Genomic DNA, 15,381 nt, shown 5'->3' with positions numbered 1-15,381 from the left:
ATGACGAGGGGGCGGATGCCGCGGCATCCGCCCCCTCGTCTTTGTCCTCAGGAACGTCGGTCGGTGCCGAACACCTCGCCCTCCATGGCGTCGTAGCCCTCCTGCTGCGGGTCGCCGTGCAGCCCGCCGGACAGGGCGTACTCCTCTTCGGGCGAAAGTACGAGGCGGTGCCGACCGTACACGGCGAAGGCCACGAAGATCACCGCGTAGACCGCGATGATCGCGACGATCGCGAGCAGGTACGCGGAGTTCAGCAGCAGGCCGAAGAACACCACGGCGGCGATGATCGCGGCCGAGTACGCGCCGAACAGGCCCCACGGGCTCTTGTAGGGCCGCACGGCGTTCGGGAACTTCCGGCGGAGCACGATGAACGAGACCATCTGCAGGAAGTACGCCAGCACCGCGCCCCACACGGCGATGTTCAGCACGATCGCGCCGGCCGGGCTGGTGTCGCCTCCCGCGGCCTGGACCACCACGAGGGCGATGAAACCGAGGACCGCGCCGAAGACGAGGGCCACCCACGGGGTCTTGCGCTTTCCGGTGAGCGAGAGCCACCGCGGGTAGTACCCGGCGCGCGAGAGCGAGTACATGTTGCGGCCGTAGGCGAACATGATGCCCATCAGCGACGCGAGCAGGCCCACGAGGGCGAGCATGGACAGGAGCGCTGCGGCCTGATCGCCGACCATCGCGCGGAAGCCGTCGAGCAGCGGTTCGACCGATTCGCCGGTCGCGTCGGCCCCGAGTACGCCGGTGTTGAGGAAGAGCACGATGAGGCCCGTGACGATGAGCGTGCCGCGCGCCCAGAGGCCGGCGCGCGGGATGTCGCGGGCCGGGTCGTGCGACTCCTCCGCGGCGAGGGGGAGCTCCTCGATCCCGAGGAAGAACCACATCGCGAAGGGGAGGGCGAGCAGGATCGATCCGACGCCGAAGGGGAGGAACTCCGTGTTGCCGGGCTCGGGGGTTTGATTCCACAGGGAAGCCCAGTCGAAGGCCCCCGATGCCAGCGCCATGATCCCGAAGACCACGATGATGCCGATCGAGATGATCGATACGACGATCGCGAACCCGAACGAGATGTTGGCGCCCGCCGCGTTGAGCGCGATGAACAGGGCGTAGAGGATGATCCACCACACGAACGCGGGAAGGCTCACGCCGGTGAGGAGCTCGAGGGCCGAGTCGGCGTACTGGCCCGAGAAGTAGACCACCACCGCGGTGGTGGCGACGTACTCGATGGTCTCGGCGAGGCCGGTCGCGAGGCCGCCCCAGGGGCCCATCGCCGACCGGGCGAACGAGTAGGCGCCGCCGGTGTGCGGCATGGCCGCCGCCATCTCGCCGATCGAGAAGGTGAGGCCGTAGTACATGATCACGAGGATGACGAAGGCGATCAGCATGCCTCCGAAGCCGGCGAAGCCGATGCCGAAGTTCCAGCCGGAAAAGTCGCCCGAGATGACGGCGGCGACCGCGAGGCCCCACAGCCCCCACACGCCGGCGGAGCGTTTCAGGGTGCGTTTCTCGAAGTAGGTGGCGTCGGTCGCTGTATAGGTGGCTCCGGCGACCTTTTTTCGTGAGTGGCTCGAGGTGGACATAGGGCCTCCAGACGTATCGGGCAGGCTTCGGGCTCGCCTTTGCGGAAGATCATGGCCTTCTATTGGTCGACCTGTCTACCTTTGGCGTGTAAGTTCCTCGTTACGTCCTCCGCTCGGGAGGGCGTCGATGAGGCGAGAGGGACACCATGGCGGGCAATCTCACCACCGCGGAGCTGGATGCCGCGATCGATGCGGGAGAGATCGACACGGTCGTCGTCGCCTTCCCCGACGCGCAGGGCCGCCTCGTCGGCAAGCGCGTCGCCGCGCGGTTCTGGCGCGACGAGGTGCAGGGCCACGGTGCCGAAGCGTGCAACTACCTGCTCTCGGTCGACGTCGACCTCAACACCGTCGACGGCTATGCGATGTCGAGCTGGGACAAGGGCTACGGCGACATGCTCCTCGTGCCCGACCTCGACACCCTGCGACGCGTGCCCTGGCAGCCCGGAACCGCGCTGGTGATGGCCGACCTCGCCTGGGAGGACCGCGCGCGCGTGGTGCAGTCGCCCCGCGGCATCCTGAACGCCCAGCGCGAGCGGCTGGCCGAACGCGGCCTGACCGCCTACGCCGGCACGGAGCTCGAGTTCATCGTCTTCGACGACTCGTTCCGCGACGCCTGGGCCAAGGGGTACACGCACCTGACGCCCTCGACCGACTACAACGTCGACTACAACCTGCTCGCCACCACCCGGCTCGAGCCGCTGCTGCGCGACATCCGCGTCGGCATGGACGGCGCCGGCATGTACTGCGAGGGCGTGAAGGGGGAGTGCAACTTCGGCCAGCAGGAGATCGCGTTCCGCTACGCCGAGGCACTCGAGACCGCCGACAACCACACGATCTACAAGAACGGCGCGAAGGAGATCGCCGACCGCCACGGCAAGTCGCTCACATTCATGGCCAAGTTCAACGAGCGCGAGGGCAACAGCTGCCACATCCACCTCTCGGTGCGTGGCGACGACGGCGCGGCCGTCATGGCGGGCGACGAGGAGCACGGGTTCAGCCCCCTGATGCAGCACTGGATCGCCGGCATCCTCGCGACCCTCCGCGAGTTCACGCTGCTGTACGCCCCCACCATCAACTCCTACAAGCGCTACGCCAAGGGGTCCTTCGCGCCGACCGGCGTCGCCTGGGGTGTCGACAACCGCACGTGCGCACTGCGCGTCGTCGGTCGCGGCTCATCGCTGCGCGTGGAGAACCGCGTGCCCGGGGGAGACGTGAATCCGTACCTTGCGATCTCGGCGATCATCGCGGGGGGCCTGTACGGCATCGAGAACGAGCTCGAGCTGCCCGAACCGCTCACCGGCAACGCGTACGCGGCGGGCGTGGACACGCTGCCCACGACCCTGCGCGACGCCGCGAAGCTCTTCTCCGAATCGACGATCGCCCGCGCCGCCTTCGGCGACGAGGTCGTCGAGCACTACCTGAACCAGGCGCGTATCGAGGTCGAGGCCTACGACGCCGCCGTGACCGATTGGGAGCGGGTGCGTGGTTTCGAGCGCCTCTGATCCGAGCAGGACCCCCGTCGTGGGGCTCACCACCTACCTCGAGCGCGCGAAACAGGGAGTCTGGGACGTGCGCGCCTCGTTCCTGCCCCAGCAGTACTTCGACGCCGTGACCGCCTCGGGCGCCACCGCGGTGCTGCTGCCGCCGCAGCCGCGGTCCGAGCAGGCCGCCGCGGCGGTGCTCGACGGGCTCGACGGGCTGATCCTCACCGGCGGCCTCGACGTGCAGCCCGAGCTCTACGGCGCCGAGCGCCACCCCACGACCGACCCCGCCCGCGCCGACCGCGACGCGTGGGAGATCGCGCTGCTCGCGGGGGCGCGGGAGCGCGGCATCCCGGTCTTCGGCATCTGCCGCGGACTCCAGCTCATCAACGTGGCCATGGGCGGCACGCTGCACCAGCACCTGCCCGAGGCGCTCGGCACCGAGCGGTACCGCATCGGCGGCGGCGTCTTCGCCGAGAACGTCGTGGAGGTCGAGGCCGACACCCGGCTCGCCGGCCTCGTCGGCGCCGGACCCCTCACCGTCCACAGCTACCACCACCAGGGCGTCGACCGCGTCGCCGACGGCCTGCACGTCACCGCGCGCACCGACGACGGGCTCGTGCAGGCCGTCGAAGTCGACGGCGACGACTATCTGGTCGCCGTGCAGTGGCATCCGGAAGAGAACGCCGAGGACCGGCGACTCTTCCTCGGACTCGTCGCCGCCGCAGCCCGGCACCGGGCCGCCCGTTCCCCTGAACACCAGAAAGCCACCGCATGAGTTCCTTCACCGTCACCGATCCGTCGACCGCAAAGCCGATCACCACGCTCGAGCGCGCCGACGTCGCCGAGGTGGACGCCGCCGTCGCCGACGCCGTCCGCGCGCAGCGCTCGTGGGCGGCCCTCGCCCCCGTCGCCCGCGCCGATGCGCTCCGCTCGTTCGCGCGCGTCGTCGAACAGCACGTCGACGAGCTCGCCGCTCTCGAGGTGCGCAACTCCGGACACCCGATCGGCTCGGCCCGATGGGAGGCCCAGCACGTCGCCCAGGTGCTCAACTACTACGCCGGTTCTCCCGAGCGCCTGATCGGGTCGCAGATCCCGGTCGCCGGCGGACTCGATGTGACCTATCACGAGCCCTACGGCGTCGTCGGCATCATCGTGCCGTGGAACTTCCCCATGACGATCGCCGCGTGGGGCTTCGCTCCCGCGCTCGCCGCGGGCAACGCCGTCGTGCTGAAGCCGGCCGAGCTCACCCCGCTCACCGCCGTTCGTCTCGGCGAGCTGGCGATCGAGGCAGGGCTCCCGGAGGGGCTGTTCCGCGTCGTCGTCGGATCGGGCTCGGTCGTCGGCCAGCGCTTCGTGACCCACCCCGACGTGCACAAGGTCGTCTTCACCGGATCGACCGAGGTCGGCACCGAGGTGGCGGCCGGGTGCGCCCAGCTGCTCAAGCCCGTGACCCTCGAGCTCGGCGGCAAGAGCGCGAACATCGTCTTCGCCGACGCCGACCTCGAGAAGGCCGCGGCTGGCGTGCCCGGCTCGGTGTTCGACAACGCCGGCCAGGACTGCTGCGCGCGCAGTCGCCTCTTGGTCGAGCGCAGCGTCTTCGACCGATTCCTCGAGATGCTCGAGCCGGCGGTCGCGGCCTGGAAGGTCGGCGATCCCCACGACGAGGCGACACAGATGGGGCCCCTGATCTCGGCATCCCACCGCTCGAGCGTCCAGGGCTTCCTCGACGGCGCCGAGGTCGCGTTCCGCGGGTCGGCCCCCGAGGGCGACGGATTCTGGTTCGCCCCCGCCGTGGTGCTCGCCCAGCCGGGCGACCGCATCGCCCGCGACGAGGTGTTCGGCCCCGTGCTGGCCGTGCTGCCGTTCGACGACGAGGCGGATGCCATTCGCCTCGCCAACGACACCGCCTACGGCCTCGCGGGCTCGATCTGGACGGAGAACCTGGGGCGCGGCATCCGGGTGTCCCGTGGGGTGCGCAGCGGGGTGCTGTCGGTGAACTCCCACTCGTCGGTGCGCTACTCCACCCCGTTCGGCGGAATGAAGGCCTCGGGCCTCGGTCGCGAACTGGGTCCGGATGCCGCCGAGCACTTCACCGAGACGAAGAACGTCTTCTACGCCACCGAGTGACCGCCCCTCTCCCAACCCCGTCCCACGCGTAAGGAACCACAGCTCATGACCATCGACCTCACCCAGCGTCTGCGCGATCGCGTCGCCATCGTCACGGGGGGCGCGAGCGGCATCGGCCTCGCCACCGCCCGTCGCTTCGCCGCCGAAGGCGCCCGCGTCGTGATCGCCGACCTCGACGGGACCACCGGCACCGCGGCGGCCGCCTCGGTCGACGGCGTCTTCCGTCAGGTGAACGTCGCCGACGAGGACTCCGTGAACGCTCTCTTCGACGGCGTGGCCGCCGACCTCGGCAGCGTCGACATCGCCTTCAACAACGCCGGCATCTCGCCCGCCGACGACGACTCGATCGAGACGACCGAGCTGCCCGCGTGGGACAAGGTGCAGGACGTCAACCTCAAGAGCGTGTACCTCTGCTCGCGCGCGGCGCTGCGCCACATGGTGCCGGCCGGTCGCGGGTCGATCATCAACACCGCCTCGTTCGTCGCGCTGCTGGGCTCGGCCACCTCGCAGATCTCGTACACCGCGTCGAAGGGCGGCGTGCTCGCGATGACGCGCGAGCTCGGTGTGCAGTTCGCGCGACAGGGCATCCGGGTCAACGCGCTGTGCCCCGGACCCGTCAACACCCCGCTCCTGCAGGAGCTCTTCGCGAAAGACCCCGAGCGCGCGCAGCGCCGCCTGGTGCACGTACCGATGGGCCGGTTCGCGGAGCCGGAAGAGATGGCCGCGGCCGTGGCCTTCTTGGCATCCGACGACGCGTCCTTCATCACCGCCACGGCGTTCGTGGTCGACGGCGGTATCACCAACGCCTACGTGACCCCGCTCTGAACCCGACGTGACAGGCTGAGAGGGTGAGCGAGGCGCCCCTGGACGACCTGCGACGGGCCGTCTACCGGCCCGTTCGCACCGGCAACGCGCTCGAAGACACCACGGCGCGCATCGTGCAGACCGTGCGACTCGGACTCGTCGCGCCGGGGGAGTCGCTGCCCGCCGAGCGCGAGCTCGCCGCCCTCTACGGCGTCAGTCGCGACACCGTGCGCGAGGCTCTGCGGGAACTGTCGGATGCCGGTTGGCTCGAGACGCGACGCGGGCGCTACGGCGGGACCTTCGTCGTCGACCCCGTGCCGAGGCCGTCGGAGCCGGCGGTCGTGTCACCCGCCGAGCTGTCGGACGTGATCGCCCTGCGCGGAGTGCTCGAGCCGGGCGCCGCGTGGGCGGCGGCGGGTCGCTCCCTCTCCGCCGACGAACGCGACGTGCTGTGGGCGCGGCATGAAGCCGCCGCCGTCGCCGGGGGAGCGGACTACCGCCGACTCGACACGCTGCTGCACCTGACGATCGCCGAGCTCGCCGGCATCCCGTCGCTCGTTCCCCTCGTCGCCGACAATCGCGCGCGCGTGAACGCCTGGCTCGACACCTTTCCGCTGCTGCCGCGCAACATCGACCATTCGACCTCGCAGCATGCGGCGATCGTGTCGGCGATCCTCGCGGGACGACCGGATGCCGCCCACGCGGCCATGCGCGACCACCTCGCCGGGTCGGAGGCGCTGCTGCGGGGGTTCTTGGCGTAGACGGTCGCGCGGGGCGGACCTCTGCGGTGGGCCAGGTGCGGTTTGGTGCGGGTTCTGCACGTTGGGGCGAGAATTATCCGCCCCGAACGACGGGATGCGCCCCGAACCGGCGATGTGGTCGCGGCGCCGACCGTGGGGTCCAGCGGCGCGGGGCCGCGGCTGCGGGCGTCCGTGAGGTGCGGTTTGGGGCGGGTTCTGCACGTTGGGGCGAGAATTGTCCGCCCCGAACGACGGAATGCGCCCCGAACCCTCGATGTGGTCGCGGCGCCGAGCCCGATTAGGCTCGGAGGATGGCCGCAGGCAAGAAGCGCAAGGGGAAGAAGCTCGACGTGGACTTCAAGAACACCGCGCTCAGCGACGCCCTGCAGACGCAGGACATGGCCGCGATCGCTTTCGCGCTCCGCCACGGACCGACTGTCGTGCCGCTGATGACCCCGGGCGACGCCGACAACCCGCTCAGCGTCGGCGAGGTGTGGACCTACCGCGACCCGAACACCGGCCAGCTGGCGCTGCTGCTGTTCAGCGACGCCGCGCACAAGCCCGAGACGCTGCCGCCGCACGTGGCTCTGCAGTCACCGCAGTGGCTGCGCACCTTCCTCGGAACGCATCAGGATGCCATCACGACGGTGTTCATCGACATCGCCGGGCCGCACCCGATCCAGGCATCGCCCGCCGACTTGATCGCCGCGCTCGACGCCTGAGCCGCGGGACGGTCTGTCGACCGTCTGCGAATCTCGACGGGGTGCATGACGCAGGACGGCGAGGTGAAGGTTCGCGGGTGAAGGACGCAACTCGCGCGGGTGACCCGCGCGTGCAAGACTCGGGCTATGGAGTACCTGATCGCCGGTGCCGTGTGCGCCGCCGGACTTGTCATCCCCGCCGTGCTGGGGATGACCTCCCCGCACCGCCGTCGCCGGTCGGCTCCTCCCGGTCGCTGAACCGGGCCCGACTCTCTGGTCGGCCAGCGCGTCGGCGCCTTCCGTTCGAGTCGACGCGCGACCGCGGTGTCCTCGCCCGGTCGGCCTTCGAAGCCGGACCCGCGTCAGAACCCCGGTTCGCTGTCGTCGCGGGGCATTCCGCGCACCTGCAGCTCGTTGAGGGCCTGCGCCAGCTTGCGCGACGAGGAGTCGAGCACCGTGTGGTACCCGAGGCGCTTCGCTTCGGACGCCCGCTGGGCGGCCTGGGTGACGTTGCGGATCTCGCCCGTGAGGGTGAGTTCGCCGATCGCGGCGAGACGCTTCGACACCTTGCGGTTCTTCACGGCGTTGGCGACGGCGATCGCGATGGCGAGGTCGGCGGCGGGTTCGACCAGGCGCACTCCGCCGACGGTCGAGACGTAGACGTCGCGGTCGGAGAGCGTCAGCCCCATGCGGCTCTCGAGCACCGCGAGCACCATCGCCACGCGCGAAGAGTCGACGCCGTTGACGATGCGGCGAGGGTTCGGCGCGGTCTGGCGCACCGCCAGGGCCTGGATCTCGACGGGCAGGGCCCGCCGACCCTCCATCGCGATGGTGACGCACGTGCCGGGTTCGGGCTCGCCGTGACCGAGGAACAGGGCGCTGGGGTCGGCGACCTCGGCGATGCCGGTGCCGGTCATGTCGAAGCAGCCGACCTCGTCGGTCGGCCCGAAGCGGTTCTTCAGGGCGCGGACGAAGCGCAGTGAGGTCTGGCGGTCGCCCTCGAAGTGGCAGACGACGTCGACGAGGTGCTCGAGGATGCGGGGGCCGGCGATCGAGCCGTCTTTGGTGACGTGGCCGACCAGGATGATCGGCAGGCCGCGCTCTTTCGCGACACGGATGAGGGCGGATGCCACCTCGCGCACCTGCGCGGGCTGCCCGGCGGCACCGTCGCTGTGCGCCGACGAGACCGTCTGCACCGAGTCGACGATGAGCAGGCCCGGCTCGACCTGGTCGATGTGGCCCAGGATCGTGGCGAGATCGGTCTCGGCCGCGAGGAAGAGCTCGTCGTGCAGGGCGCCGGTGCGTTCGGCACGCAGGCGCACCTGTGCCGCGGATTCTTCACCGCTCGCGTAGAGCACGCGGCGACCCGCGCGGGCGCTCTGGGCGGCCACCTCGAGCAGCAGCGTCGACTTGCCCACGCCCGGCTCGCCGCTGAGCAGGATGGCGGCGCCGGGGACGATGCCGCCGCCCAGCACGCGGTCGAACTCGCCGACCCCGCTCGTGCGGCGCGGGGCGTCTTGCGTGTCGATCTCGGTGATGCGGCGCGCGACGCGACCGGCTCCCGGGGTGACCGGCGTGATGGAACGCACGATCCCCGTCTGCTCCGCCGCCTCGACGACGGTTCCCCACGACTGGCACTCGCCGCAGCGTCCGACCCACTTCACCGTCGTCCATCCGCACTCGGTGCACCGGTAGGGCGCGGGGGCTGCAGCGGGACGTCGGGATGCCATGTGCTCAGGCTACGCGGGGCCTCCGACATCGCTCGTCGCCGGGGTCATGGCATCCGGGATCTGCCCCTCTTCGCACGCATGGGCGTGCGGGGTCGACGGGAGGGGGTGCGCGGAATCAGACGCGCAGCGACTCGGCGACGGTCGTCAGCGCGTCGGCGGAGCGGCGCAGGAGCGTCAGTTCGTCGGCCGAGAACGGCGTCGCCGCCAGGGGCACGGCGCCGCGCGCGGAGACGATCGAGGGGACCGACAACGCCGTGCCGCTGATGCCGTGGAAGTCGTCGAGCACCGTGCTGACAGGCAGGATCGCGTGCTCGTCACGCAGGACGGCCTCGACGATGCGGGCGCTGGAGAGGCCGATGGCGTAGTTGGTCGCGCCCTTGCCCTTGATGACCTTGTACGCGGCGTCGCGCACGTCGACGGCGATCGCGTCGAGCTCGGCCTTGTCGAAGCGGGTGCCGTCGGGCAGCTCGAACTGGGTGATGGGAACCGAACCGATCGTCGCCGTCGACCACAGAGGGAACTCCGTGTCGCCGTGCTCGCCGACGATCCAGGCGTGGACGCTGGAGGTCGCGACCCCGGCGCGCTGGGCGATCTTCCACCGCAGGCGCGAGGTGTCGAGCACGGTTCCGGAGGCGAAGATGCGGGATGCCGGGAGCCCGGTCGACTGCTGGGCGAGCACGGTCAGCACGTCGCACGGGTTCGTGACGATGACGTACACGGCGTTCGGGGCGACCTCGAGGAGCTTCGGCATCATGTCGCCGATGATGCGGGCGTTCGTGGCGGCCAGTTCGGTGCGCGTCTGACCGGGGTTCTGCTTCGCGCCGGCGGTGATGACGACGACGTGCGACCCCTCGGCGACCGAGACGTCGGCCCCGCCGGTGATGTCGCTCGACCCGGTGAACTGCGTGCCGTGGGCCAGGTCGAGCACCTCGGCCTCGACCTTCTCGGCGGCGATGTCGTACAGGGCGACGTGCCGCGCTGACCCGCGGATGAGGGCGGCGTAGGCGACGCTGGCCCCCACGCTGCCTGCTCCCACGACCGTCAGCTTCGAGTTCTCGATCACACTCATGGCTCGATCCTGGCAGCGGTCGGGAACCGCTTCCAGTGGCATCGTTCGACGGTGGACGAACGGGGGTCGAGCCCCGCTCCCGCGCCGATTCGCGGCATCCCGGAGAGTGTCGTAAGCTAGTCGGCGGTGACGTGTCCGAGCGGCCGAAGGTGCAACACTCGAAATGTTGTGTAGGTTCACCCCTACCGTGGGTTCAAATCCCACCGTCACCGCCACCACGAAGGCCCCGAATCCTCACGGATGCGGGGCCTTCGTCGTTTCCTCGGTCACAGCACCTTCGACAGGAAAGCGCGCGTTCTCTCGTGCTGCGGGTTCGAGAGAACCTCACGGGGGTCTCCGGACTCCACCACGACCCCGCCGTCCATGAAGACCAGCGTGTCCGCGACCTCGCGCGCGAAGCCCATCTCGTGCGTGACCACGATCATCGTCATGCCGGAGCGCGCGAGACCCTTCATCACGTCGAGCACCTCGCCCACCAGCTCCGGATCGAGCGCTGACGTGGGCTCGTCGAAGAGCATGAGCTTGGGCTCCATGGCCAACGCTCGGGCGATGGCGACCCGCTGTTGCTGGCCGCCCGACAGCTGCGAGGGATGATGGTCGCCCTTGTCGTGCAGACCGACTCTGACCAGCATCTCCTTCGCCGCCTCCACCGCTCGGGCTTTCGGGACGCGCTTGACGCGGACGGGTGCTTCGATGATGTTCTCGAGGGCGGTCATGTGCGGGAAGAGATTGAAGCGCTGGAAGACCATTCCGATCTCGCGGCGCTGCCTGGCGACCTCCCGCGGCTTCATCTCGTACAGCCGGTCGTTCTGCTGGCGATAGCCGACGACGGAACCGTCGAACGTGATCCTCCCCGCGTCCACACGCTCCAGGTGGTTGATGCAGCGCAGCAACGTCGACTTGCCCGACCCGGAGGGGCCGATGATGCACAGCACCTCGCCCGGGTCGACGGAGAGCGAGATGTCCTCCAGGACCCTGTGTGCTCCGAAGCTCTTCGAAACGTGCTCGGCGACGACCAGGGGTGCGGTCTCGGCCGCGGATACGGCGCCGATATCGCTCACTCGTCGCCTCCGTCGTGACGTGCGTTCGCGGCCGCGGAGAGGGCGAGGGTCCGCGCGCGTCGGTGGTTCTGCGGTCGCCGCGGACCGGTTCCGCGGGAGAAGCGCTTCTCGAGGAAGTGCTGCCCGATCATCAGGACGGACGTGAACAGGAGGTACCACAGCGACGCCACGATGAGCAGCGGCACCGGGGTGTAGGTCACGGCGGAGATGTCGCGGGCGACCCCGTAGAGATCGGTGGTCAGGGGGATCGCGGCCACGAGCGACGTGGTCTTCAGCATGGAGACGACCTCGTTGCCGGTGGGCGGAATGATCACGCGCATCGCCTGCGGGATCACGATGCGGGTCATCGAGTGCCACCATGACATCCCGAGGGCTGTCGCGGCCTCCTCTTGGCCGTCGTCCACCGAGAGCAATCCGGCGCGCACGATCTCCGCCATGTACGCGGCTTCATTCAGGGCCAATCCGAGGACGGCGATGAGGAACGCATTCTGCATGAACGCGAGGTCGAGAGCGATGTGCAGGTCCGTCCACGGAACGCCGAGGACGATCTGGGGATAGATCAGTGAGAACAAGCCCCAGAACACCAACTGCACGTACACCGGGGTCCCGCGGAAGACCCACAGGTACAGCCACGCCACCGACTTCACGACGGGGTTCGGAGACAGTCGCATCACCGCCAGCGCCAGTCCCAGGACCACGCCGATGGCCATCGAGTAGACGGTGAGTTGCAGGGTGACCAAGGCTGCGGCGCTGATGCGTTTGTCGAAGACGTAGGTGCCGACGTACTCCCAGCCGTAAGCGCTGCGCTGGGCGGCATCGACGACGAACCCCGCGAGTGCGAGCACGAGCACGACGGCGAAGACCGCTCGCCACGGGTGCCTGAGCCTGACGATCGGAAGCGACTCGGTGACGGGAGCGCCGATCGGGGGCGGGATGGTCCCCGCCCCCGACCGGCTCGAGCGAGCTCGTGACACGGGGTCAGCCCTTCGATGCCGCGTTGACCTCGGCGGTGGTGACGGCGCCGTCCGAGACGCCCCACTGGTCCAGGATCGCTCGGTAGGTGCCGTCGTCGATGAGCGCCTGCACCGTCTTCTGCAGGGTCGGCGTGAGCGTCGAGCCCTTGGCCACGGCGAGGCCGTAGGGAGCGACGTCGAAGGTCTCGCCGGCCGCCTGCAGTTTGCCGTCGGTCTTCGAGATCGCGTAGAGGGTCACGGGGGAGTCCGCGCTGAGAGCGTCGGCTTTGCCGAGGATGACCGCGTTGGTGGCGTCGTCCTGCGTGTCGTAGCGGAGGACCTCGATGGCCGGCTTACCCGCCTGCGTGCACGCGGCGGACTTGGCCGGGACCTCGTCGGTGTCTTCGTAGGTGGCCGTCTGAACAGCGACCTTCAGGCCGCAGGCGTTGTTCGGATCGACCGTCTTACCCGCTGCGGACGCCCACAGGATGCCCGCGGAGTAGTAGTTGACGAAGTCGACCTGCTGCTCGCGCTCGGTCGTGTCGGTGAAGGACGACATGCCGAAGTCATCCTTTCCTCCCGTCACGGAGGGGATGATGTTGTCGAACTTCGCGATCGCGAAGTCGGCCTTCACTCCGAGCTTGGACCCGATCGCGTTGGCCAGGTCGACCTCCCAGCCGACGGGGTTGCCCGCGGCGTCCTTGAACTCGTTCGGCGGATAGGTGTCGTCCATCCCGATGACGAGCTTCCCGGAGGAGCGGACGGCCTCGGGGAGGGCCGCGGCGAGGGCGTCGTCTTTCGTCACCTGGATGGACGGGGAGCTCGACGGCGACCCGCCATTCTGGGCGGCCGAGTTGTCGACGCACCCCGCCAGCGCCAGGGCGGCGATCGCTGAAAGTGCTGCTGCAGGGACGATTCGTGAAGTGCGCATCGTGTCTGTTCCTCTTCGCGTGGACGGTGGCCGTGTGCGACCTACGGGAGTGCCGTCGGCGCCGGCGACGAGGTGACGAGTGGCCCTCATCCGGTGCGCCAGCGAGACCGCGCGCCGACGTTATCGAGGGCGTTGTTACCCACGCATTTCGTATCTCCCTTCTGTGCGGATCCGGCTTCGAATCGGCGATTTCCGCCCATGCCCGCGGGAGCTTTTTGGGCGAACCGCCCGCCGAATGAGCGCTTACGGGGATTCGAGATACACCACCACAGGCGCGCTCCCCGACCCGCGACGAACGGGTTGCGCCGCGGGTGCTTGACCCGACACCATTCCCGGATGGAGAGAAATCCCCCACGAGTCGGATGGTTCTTTCTCGTGATGGGCGTCGTCGTGGCTATCGGCGGCGGCGCTGTCACCGCGTTCGTGGACGACGACGACCTCGTTGGACGGTTGCAGATTCCCGCCGGCGTCTACGGACCCGTGATGATCATCGCTGGGCTCGCCATCGCCGCCTACGGCACCGCCATCGTCGTCAGAGCCGGCAGAAGCTGAGTCGCCCCCCAGGCAGCCGCGCCCAGCCCCATCCTCACCCGCCTGCGGCCTGCCACGATGAGTCCATGCCCGTCATCGAGTCCCGCTGTGTCGTCCCGGTCGATGCGCGCACGGCGTTCGCCGTCTCGCAGACCACCGGCGAGATCCGCAAGCGATGGGATCCGTTCATCCGACGCCAGTACTTCGTCGACGGCGCGACCGCCCCGGGGAAGGGCGTGCTGACATACACCGTGCAGCGTTTCGGCTTCCGGATGGAGAGCGAATACGTCTCCTACAACCCGCCGTCGAACGTCGGCATGAAGATGACGAAGGGGTCGTGGTTCTTCGAGCGTCTCGCGGGCGGGTGGAAGTTCACGCCCGTCGCCGACGACCCCGGCAGCACGCTCGCGGTCTGGCGGTACAACTTCGCGTGCCGCCCCCGGTGGCTGGCGCCGCTCGCTGAACGGATCGGCACGTTACTGCTCCAGCGCGACATGGATCGGCGCATCCGAGGCTTCGCGCGAGGATGCAGCGACCCGCTCGTGCTGGCGGCTGCGCGCCCGTCACCCGCCTGAAGCGCCGCCGCGCTCGCGTCGTCTTCACCCGCTTCGCGCTTCACACCCGCGGCTGCTGCTGGGTGATGCAGTGGATGCCGCCGCCGCGGTCGAACAGCGGGCGGGCGTCGACCGTCACGACGCGCCGACCGGGGTAGGCGTCGCCGATGATCGCGCGGGCGCGGGCGTCGGCGGACTCCTCGCCGAAGCCGCAGAGCACGACGCCGTCGTTGGTGACGAGGTGGTTGATGTAGCTCCAGTCGACCCAGCCCTCGTCGTCGCGGAGGGTGGCGGGGGCGGGCACACCGGTGATCGTCACCGCGCGGCCCCGCGCGGCGAACGCGTCGGACAGCTCACGGCGCACGAGCTGCGACACCTCGAAGTCGGGGTGGGCGGCATCCGTCTGCTCGTGCACGAGCACGTGATCCGGTGACGCGAAGGTCGCGACGATGTCGACGTGGCCGTTCGTGCCGAACTCGTCGTAGTCGCGGGTGAGTCCGCGCGAGAGCCACACGGCATCCGTCGCCCCGATCGTGCGGGCCATCTCGGCCTCGACGCGGGCGCGGTCGGCGAAGGGGTTTCGGCGCGGGTCGAGCTGCACGGTCTCGGTGAGGAGCACGGTGCCGGTGCCGTCGACGTGCAGGCCGCCGCCCTCGGCGACGAGAAGCGAGCCGATGCGTTCGGCGCCGATGTGCTCGGCGACCACGCGTGCGATGCCGGCCGACTTCTGCCACTCGGCCCAGTCGGGGGCGCCCCAGCCGTTGAAGATCCAGTCGACCGCGCCGAGCGCCCCGGGACGATCGGGGTCGGTGACGAAGGTCGGGCCCACGTCACGCATCCAGAACTCGTCGAGCGGCGCCTCGACGATCTCGACCTCCGCCGACAGCATGCGCCGGGCGCGCGCGGTCTCGGTGGGGTCGACGACCATCGTCACCGGCTCGAATTGCGCGACCGCGTGGGCGACGTCGGCCCACGCGCGGTAGCCCTCCTCGCGGGCCTCGGCTGCGTCTCCGAGGGTGAAGCCCTCGCGCGGGAAGGCCATCCACGTGCGTTCGTGGGGGGCGGTTTCAGCGGGCATGCGCCACATGGCGTGCTCCTCGAGGGTCGGGG

15 protein-coding genes and 1 tRNA gene are annotated in these 15,381 nt (G+C 69.7%); 9 read left to right on the top strand and 7 right to left on the bottom strand.

The genetic code is table 11. The features are described from left to right. Window positions 1–47 precede the first annotated feature (47 nt). Complete coding sequence (locus FS769_RS04730; RefSeq protein ID WP_144830020.1) at window positions 48–1,586, bottom strand: amino acid permease; 1,539 nt, start codon at window positions 1,584–1,586, stop codon at window positions 48–50. Window positions 1,587–1,732: 146 nt separating this feature from the next. Between FS769_RS04730 and FS769_RS04725 the strand changes: the two genes are divergently transcribed. From FS769_RS04725 to FS769_RS04700, 6 genes are all read left to right on the top strand, one after another. Then, window positions 1,733–3,088, top strand: a complete 1,356-nt coding sequence (locus FS769_RS04725) for a glutamine synthetase family protein (protein ID WP_144830017.1) — start codon at window positions 1,733–1,735, stop codon at window positions 3,086–3,088. Continuing rightward, window positions 3,069–3,845, top strand: coding sequence for a gamma-glutamyl-gamma-aminobutyrate hydrolase family protein (locus FS769_RS04720; protein WP_144830014.1), 777 nt, complete (start codon window positions 3,069–3,071; stop codon window positions 3,843–3,845). Before FS769_RS04725 ends, FS769_RS04720 begins: the two co-directional genes overlap by 20 nt. Continuing rightward, on the top strand, window positions 3,842–5,197 hold the full coding sequence (locus tag FS769_RS04715; protein ID WP_144830011.1) for an aldehyde dehydrogenase: 1,356 nt from the start codon (window positions 3,842–3,844) through the stop codon (window positions 5,195–5,197). The genes FS769_RS04720 and FS769_RS04715 overlap by 4 nt, the downstream gene beginning before the upstream one ends. Window positions 5,198–5,242: 45 nt before the next feature. Next, window positions 5,243–6,022 carry a 3-oxoacyl-ACP reductase gene (locus FS769_RS04710; RefSeq protein ID WP_144830008.1) on the top strand — a complete coding sequence of 260 codons (780 nt, stop codon included), beginning with the start codon at window positions 5,243–5,245 and terminating at the stop codon, window positions 6,020–6,022. A 23-nt stretch (window positions 6,023–6,045) separates the two neighbouring features. Further along, entirely contained in the window at window positions 6,046–6,762 is a 717-nt protein-coding gene (locus FS769_RS04705) for a FadR/GntR family transcriptional regulator (RefSeq protein ID WP_144830005.1), read from the top strand. Window positions 6,763–7,052: 290 nt separating this feature from the next. Beyond that, a complete protein-coding gene (locus FS769_RS04700) occupies window positions 7,053–7,463 on the top strand; it encodes a dehydrogenase (RefSeq protein ID WP_144830002.1) in 411 nt (136 codons plus the stop codon). A gap of 341 nt (window positions 7,464–7,804) precedes the next feature. Here the strand turns inward: FS769_RS04700 and radA are convergent, their stop codons facing one another. Both radA and FS769_RS04690 read right to left on the bottom strand, forming a co-directional pair. Next, window positions 7,805–9,172: a DNA repair protein RadA gene (gene radA, locus FS769_RS04695; protein ID WP_144829999.1), complete on the bottom strand. Its 1,368-nt coding sequence runs from the start codon at window positions 9,170–9,172 to the stop codon at window positions 7,805–7,807. Between the two features lie 115 nt (window positions 9,173–9,287). Then, window positions 9,288–10,241: an L-lactate dehydrogenase gene (locus tag FS769_RS04690; RefSeq protein ID WP_144829996.1), complete on the bottom strand. Its 954-nt coding sequence runs from the start codon at window positions 10,239–10,241 to the stop codon at window positions 9,288–9,290. A gap of 125 nt (window positions 10,242–10,366) precedes the next feature. Between FS769_RS04690 and FS769_RS04685 the strand changes: the two genes are divergently transcribed. Then, window positions 10,367–10,456, top strand: a tRNA-Ser gene (locus tag FS769_RS04685). A 51-nt stretch (window positions 10,457–10,507) separates the two neighbouring features. Here FS769_RS04685 and FS769_RS04680 read toward each other — a convergent pair. The 3 genes from FS769_RS04680 to FS769_RS04670 are packed head-to-tail and all read right to left on the bottom strand — an operon-like array spanning window position 10,508 to window position 13,186. Beyond that, window positions 10,508–11,260 (bottom strand): amino acid ABC transporter ATP-binding protein, encoded by a 753-nt coding sequence (locus FS769_RS04680; protein ID WP_144831906.1) that lies wholly within the window; start codon window positions 11,258–11,260, stop codon window positions 10,508–10,510. 38 nt (window positions 11,261–11,298) lie between these two features. Further along, the gene (locus FS769_RS04675; RefSeq protein ID WP_396652411.1) at window positions 11,299–12,225 is read right to left on the bottom strand and encodes an amino acid ABC transporter permease; all 927 of its coding nucleotides are present in this window, start codon (window positions 12,223–12,225) and stop codon (window positions 11,299–11,301) included. Between the two features lie 55 nt (window positions 12,226–12,280). Then, on the bottom strand, window positions 12,281–13,186 hold the full coding sequence (locus FS769_RS04670) for an ABC transporter substrate-binding protein (protein ID WP_186325421.1): 906 nt from the start codon (window positions 13,184–13,186) through the stop codon (window positions 12,281–12,283). Window positions 13,187–13,522: 336 nt separating this feature from the next. Between FS769_RS04670 and FS769_RS04665 the strand changes: the two genes are divergently transcribed. Both FS769_RS04665 and FS769_RS04660 read left to right on the top strand, forming a co-directional pair. Beyond that, window positions 13,523–13,738 carry a hypothetical protein gene (locus tag FS769_RS04665; protein ID WP_144829990.1) on the top strand — a complete coding sequence of 72 codons (216 nt, stop codon included), beginning with the start codon at window positions 13,523–13,525 and terminating at the stop codon, window positions 13,736–13,738. Between the two features lie 65 nt (window positions 13,739–13,803). Further along, window positions 13,804–14,292 (top strand): SRPBCC family protein, encoded by a 489-nt coding sequence (locus tag FS769_RS04660; RefSeq protein ID WP_144829987.1) that lies wholly within the window; start codon window positions 13,804–13,806, stop codon window positions 14,290–14,292. 40 nt (window positions 14,293–14,332) lie between these two features. On the opposite strand, the gene FS769_RS04655 is transcribed toward FS769_RS04660, so the two are convergent. After that, window positions 14,333–15,358 (bottom strand): agmatine/peptidylarginine deiminase, encoded by a 1,026-nt coding sequence (locus FS769_RS04655; protein WP_260979695.1) that lies wholly within the window; start codon window positions 15,356–15,358, stop codon window positions 14,333–14,335. Window positions 15,359–15,381: the final 23 nt, after the last annotated feature.

Origin of the sequence: Microbacterium sp. BH-3-3-3 (genome assembly GCF_007679045.1) — a bacterium.
GTDB classification, from domain to species: Bacteria; Actinomycetota; Actinomycetes; order Actinomycetales; family Microbacteriaceae; genus Microbacterium; species Microbacterium algihabitans.
Note: the sequence above shows the minus strand (reverse complement) of the source record. Positions and strands in the feature narration are given on the sequence as shown.

Bases quoted from the DNA above. Each gene is read 5' to 3' on its own strand.
- FS769_RS04730 (WP_144830020.1), bottom strand. From the start codon at position 1,586: ATGTCCACCTCGAGCCACTCACGAAAAAAGGTCGCCGGAGCCACCTAT.
- FS769_RS04725 (WP_144830017.1), top strand. From the start codon at position 1,733: ATGGCGGGCAATCTCACCACCGCGGAGCTGGATGCCGCGATCGATGCG.
- FS769_RS04715 (WP_144830011.1), top strand. From the start codon at position 3,842: ATGAGTTCCTTCACCGTCACCGATCCGTCGACCGCAAAGCCGATCACC.
- FS769_RS04710 (WP_144830008.1), top strand. From the start codon at position 5,243: ATGACCATCGACCTCACCCAGCGTCTGCGCGATCGCGTCGCCATCGTC.
- FS769_RS04700 (WP_144830002.1), top strand. From the start codon at position 7,053: ATGGCCGCAGGCAAGAAGCGCAAGGGGAAGAAGCTCGACGTGGACTTC.
- radA (WP_144829999.1), bottom strand. From the start codon at position 9,172: ATGGCATCCCGACGTCCCGCTGCAGCCCCCGCGCCCTACCGGTGCACC.
- FS769_RS04690 (WP_144829996.1), bottom strand. From the start codon at position 10,241: ATGAGTGTGATCGAGAACTCGAAGCTGACGGTCGTGGGAGCAGGCAGC.
- FS769_RS04670 (WP_186325421.1), bottom strand. From the start codon at position 13,186: ATGCGCACTTCACGAATCGTCCCTGCAGCAGCACTTTCAGCGATCGCC.
- FS769_RS04665 (WP_144829990.1), top strand. From the start codon at position 13,523: ATGGAGAGAAATCCCCCACGAGTCGGATGGTTCTTTCTCGTGATGGGC.
- FS769_RS04660 (WP_144829987.1), top strand. From the start codon at position 13,804: ATGCCCGTCATCGAGTCCCGCTGTGTCGTCCCGGTCGATGCGCGCACG.
- FS769_RS04655 (WP_260979695.1), bottom strand. From the start codon at position 15,358: ATGTGGCGCATGCCCGCTGAAACCGCCCCCCACGAACGCACGTGGATG.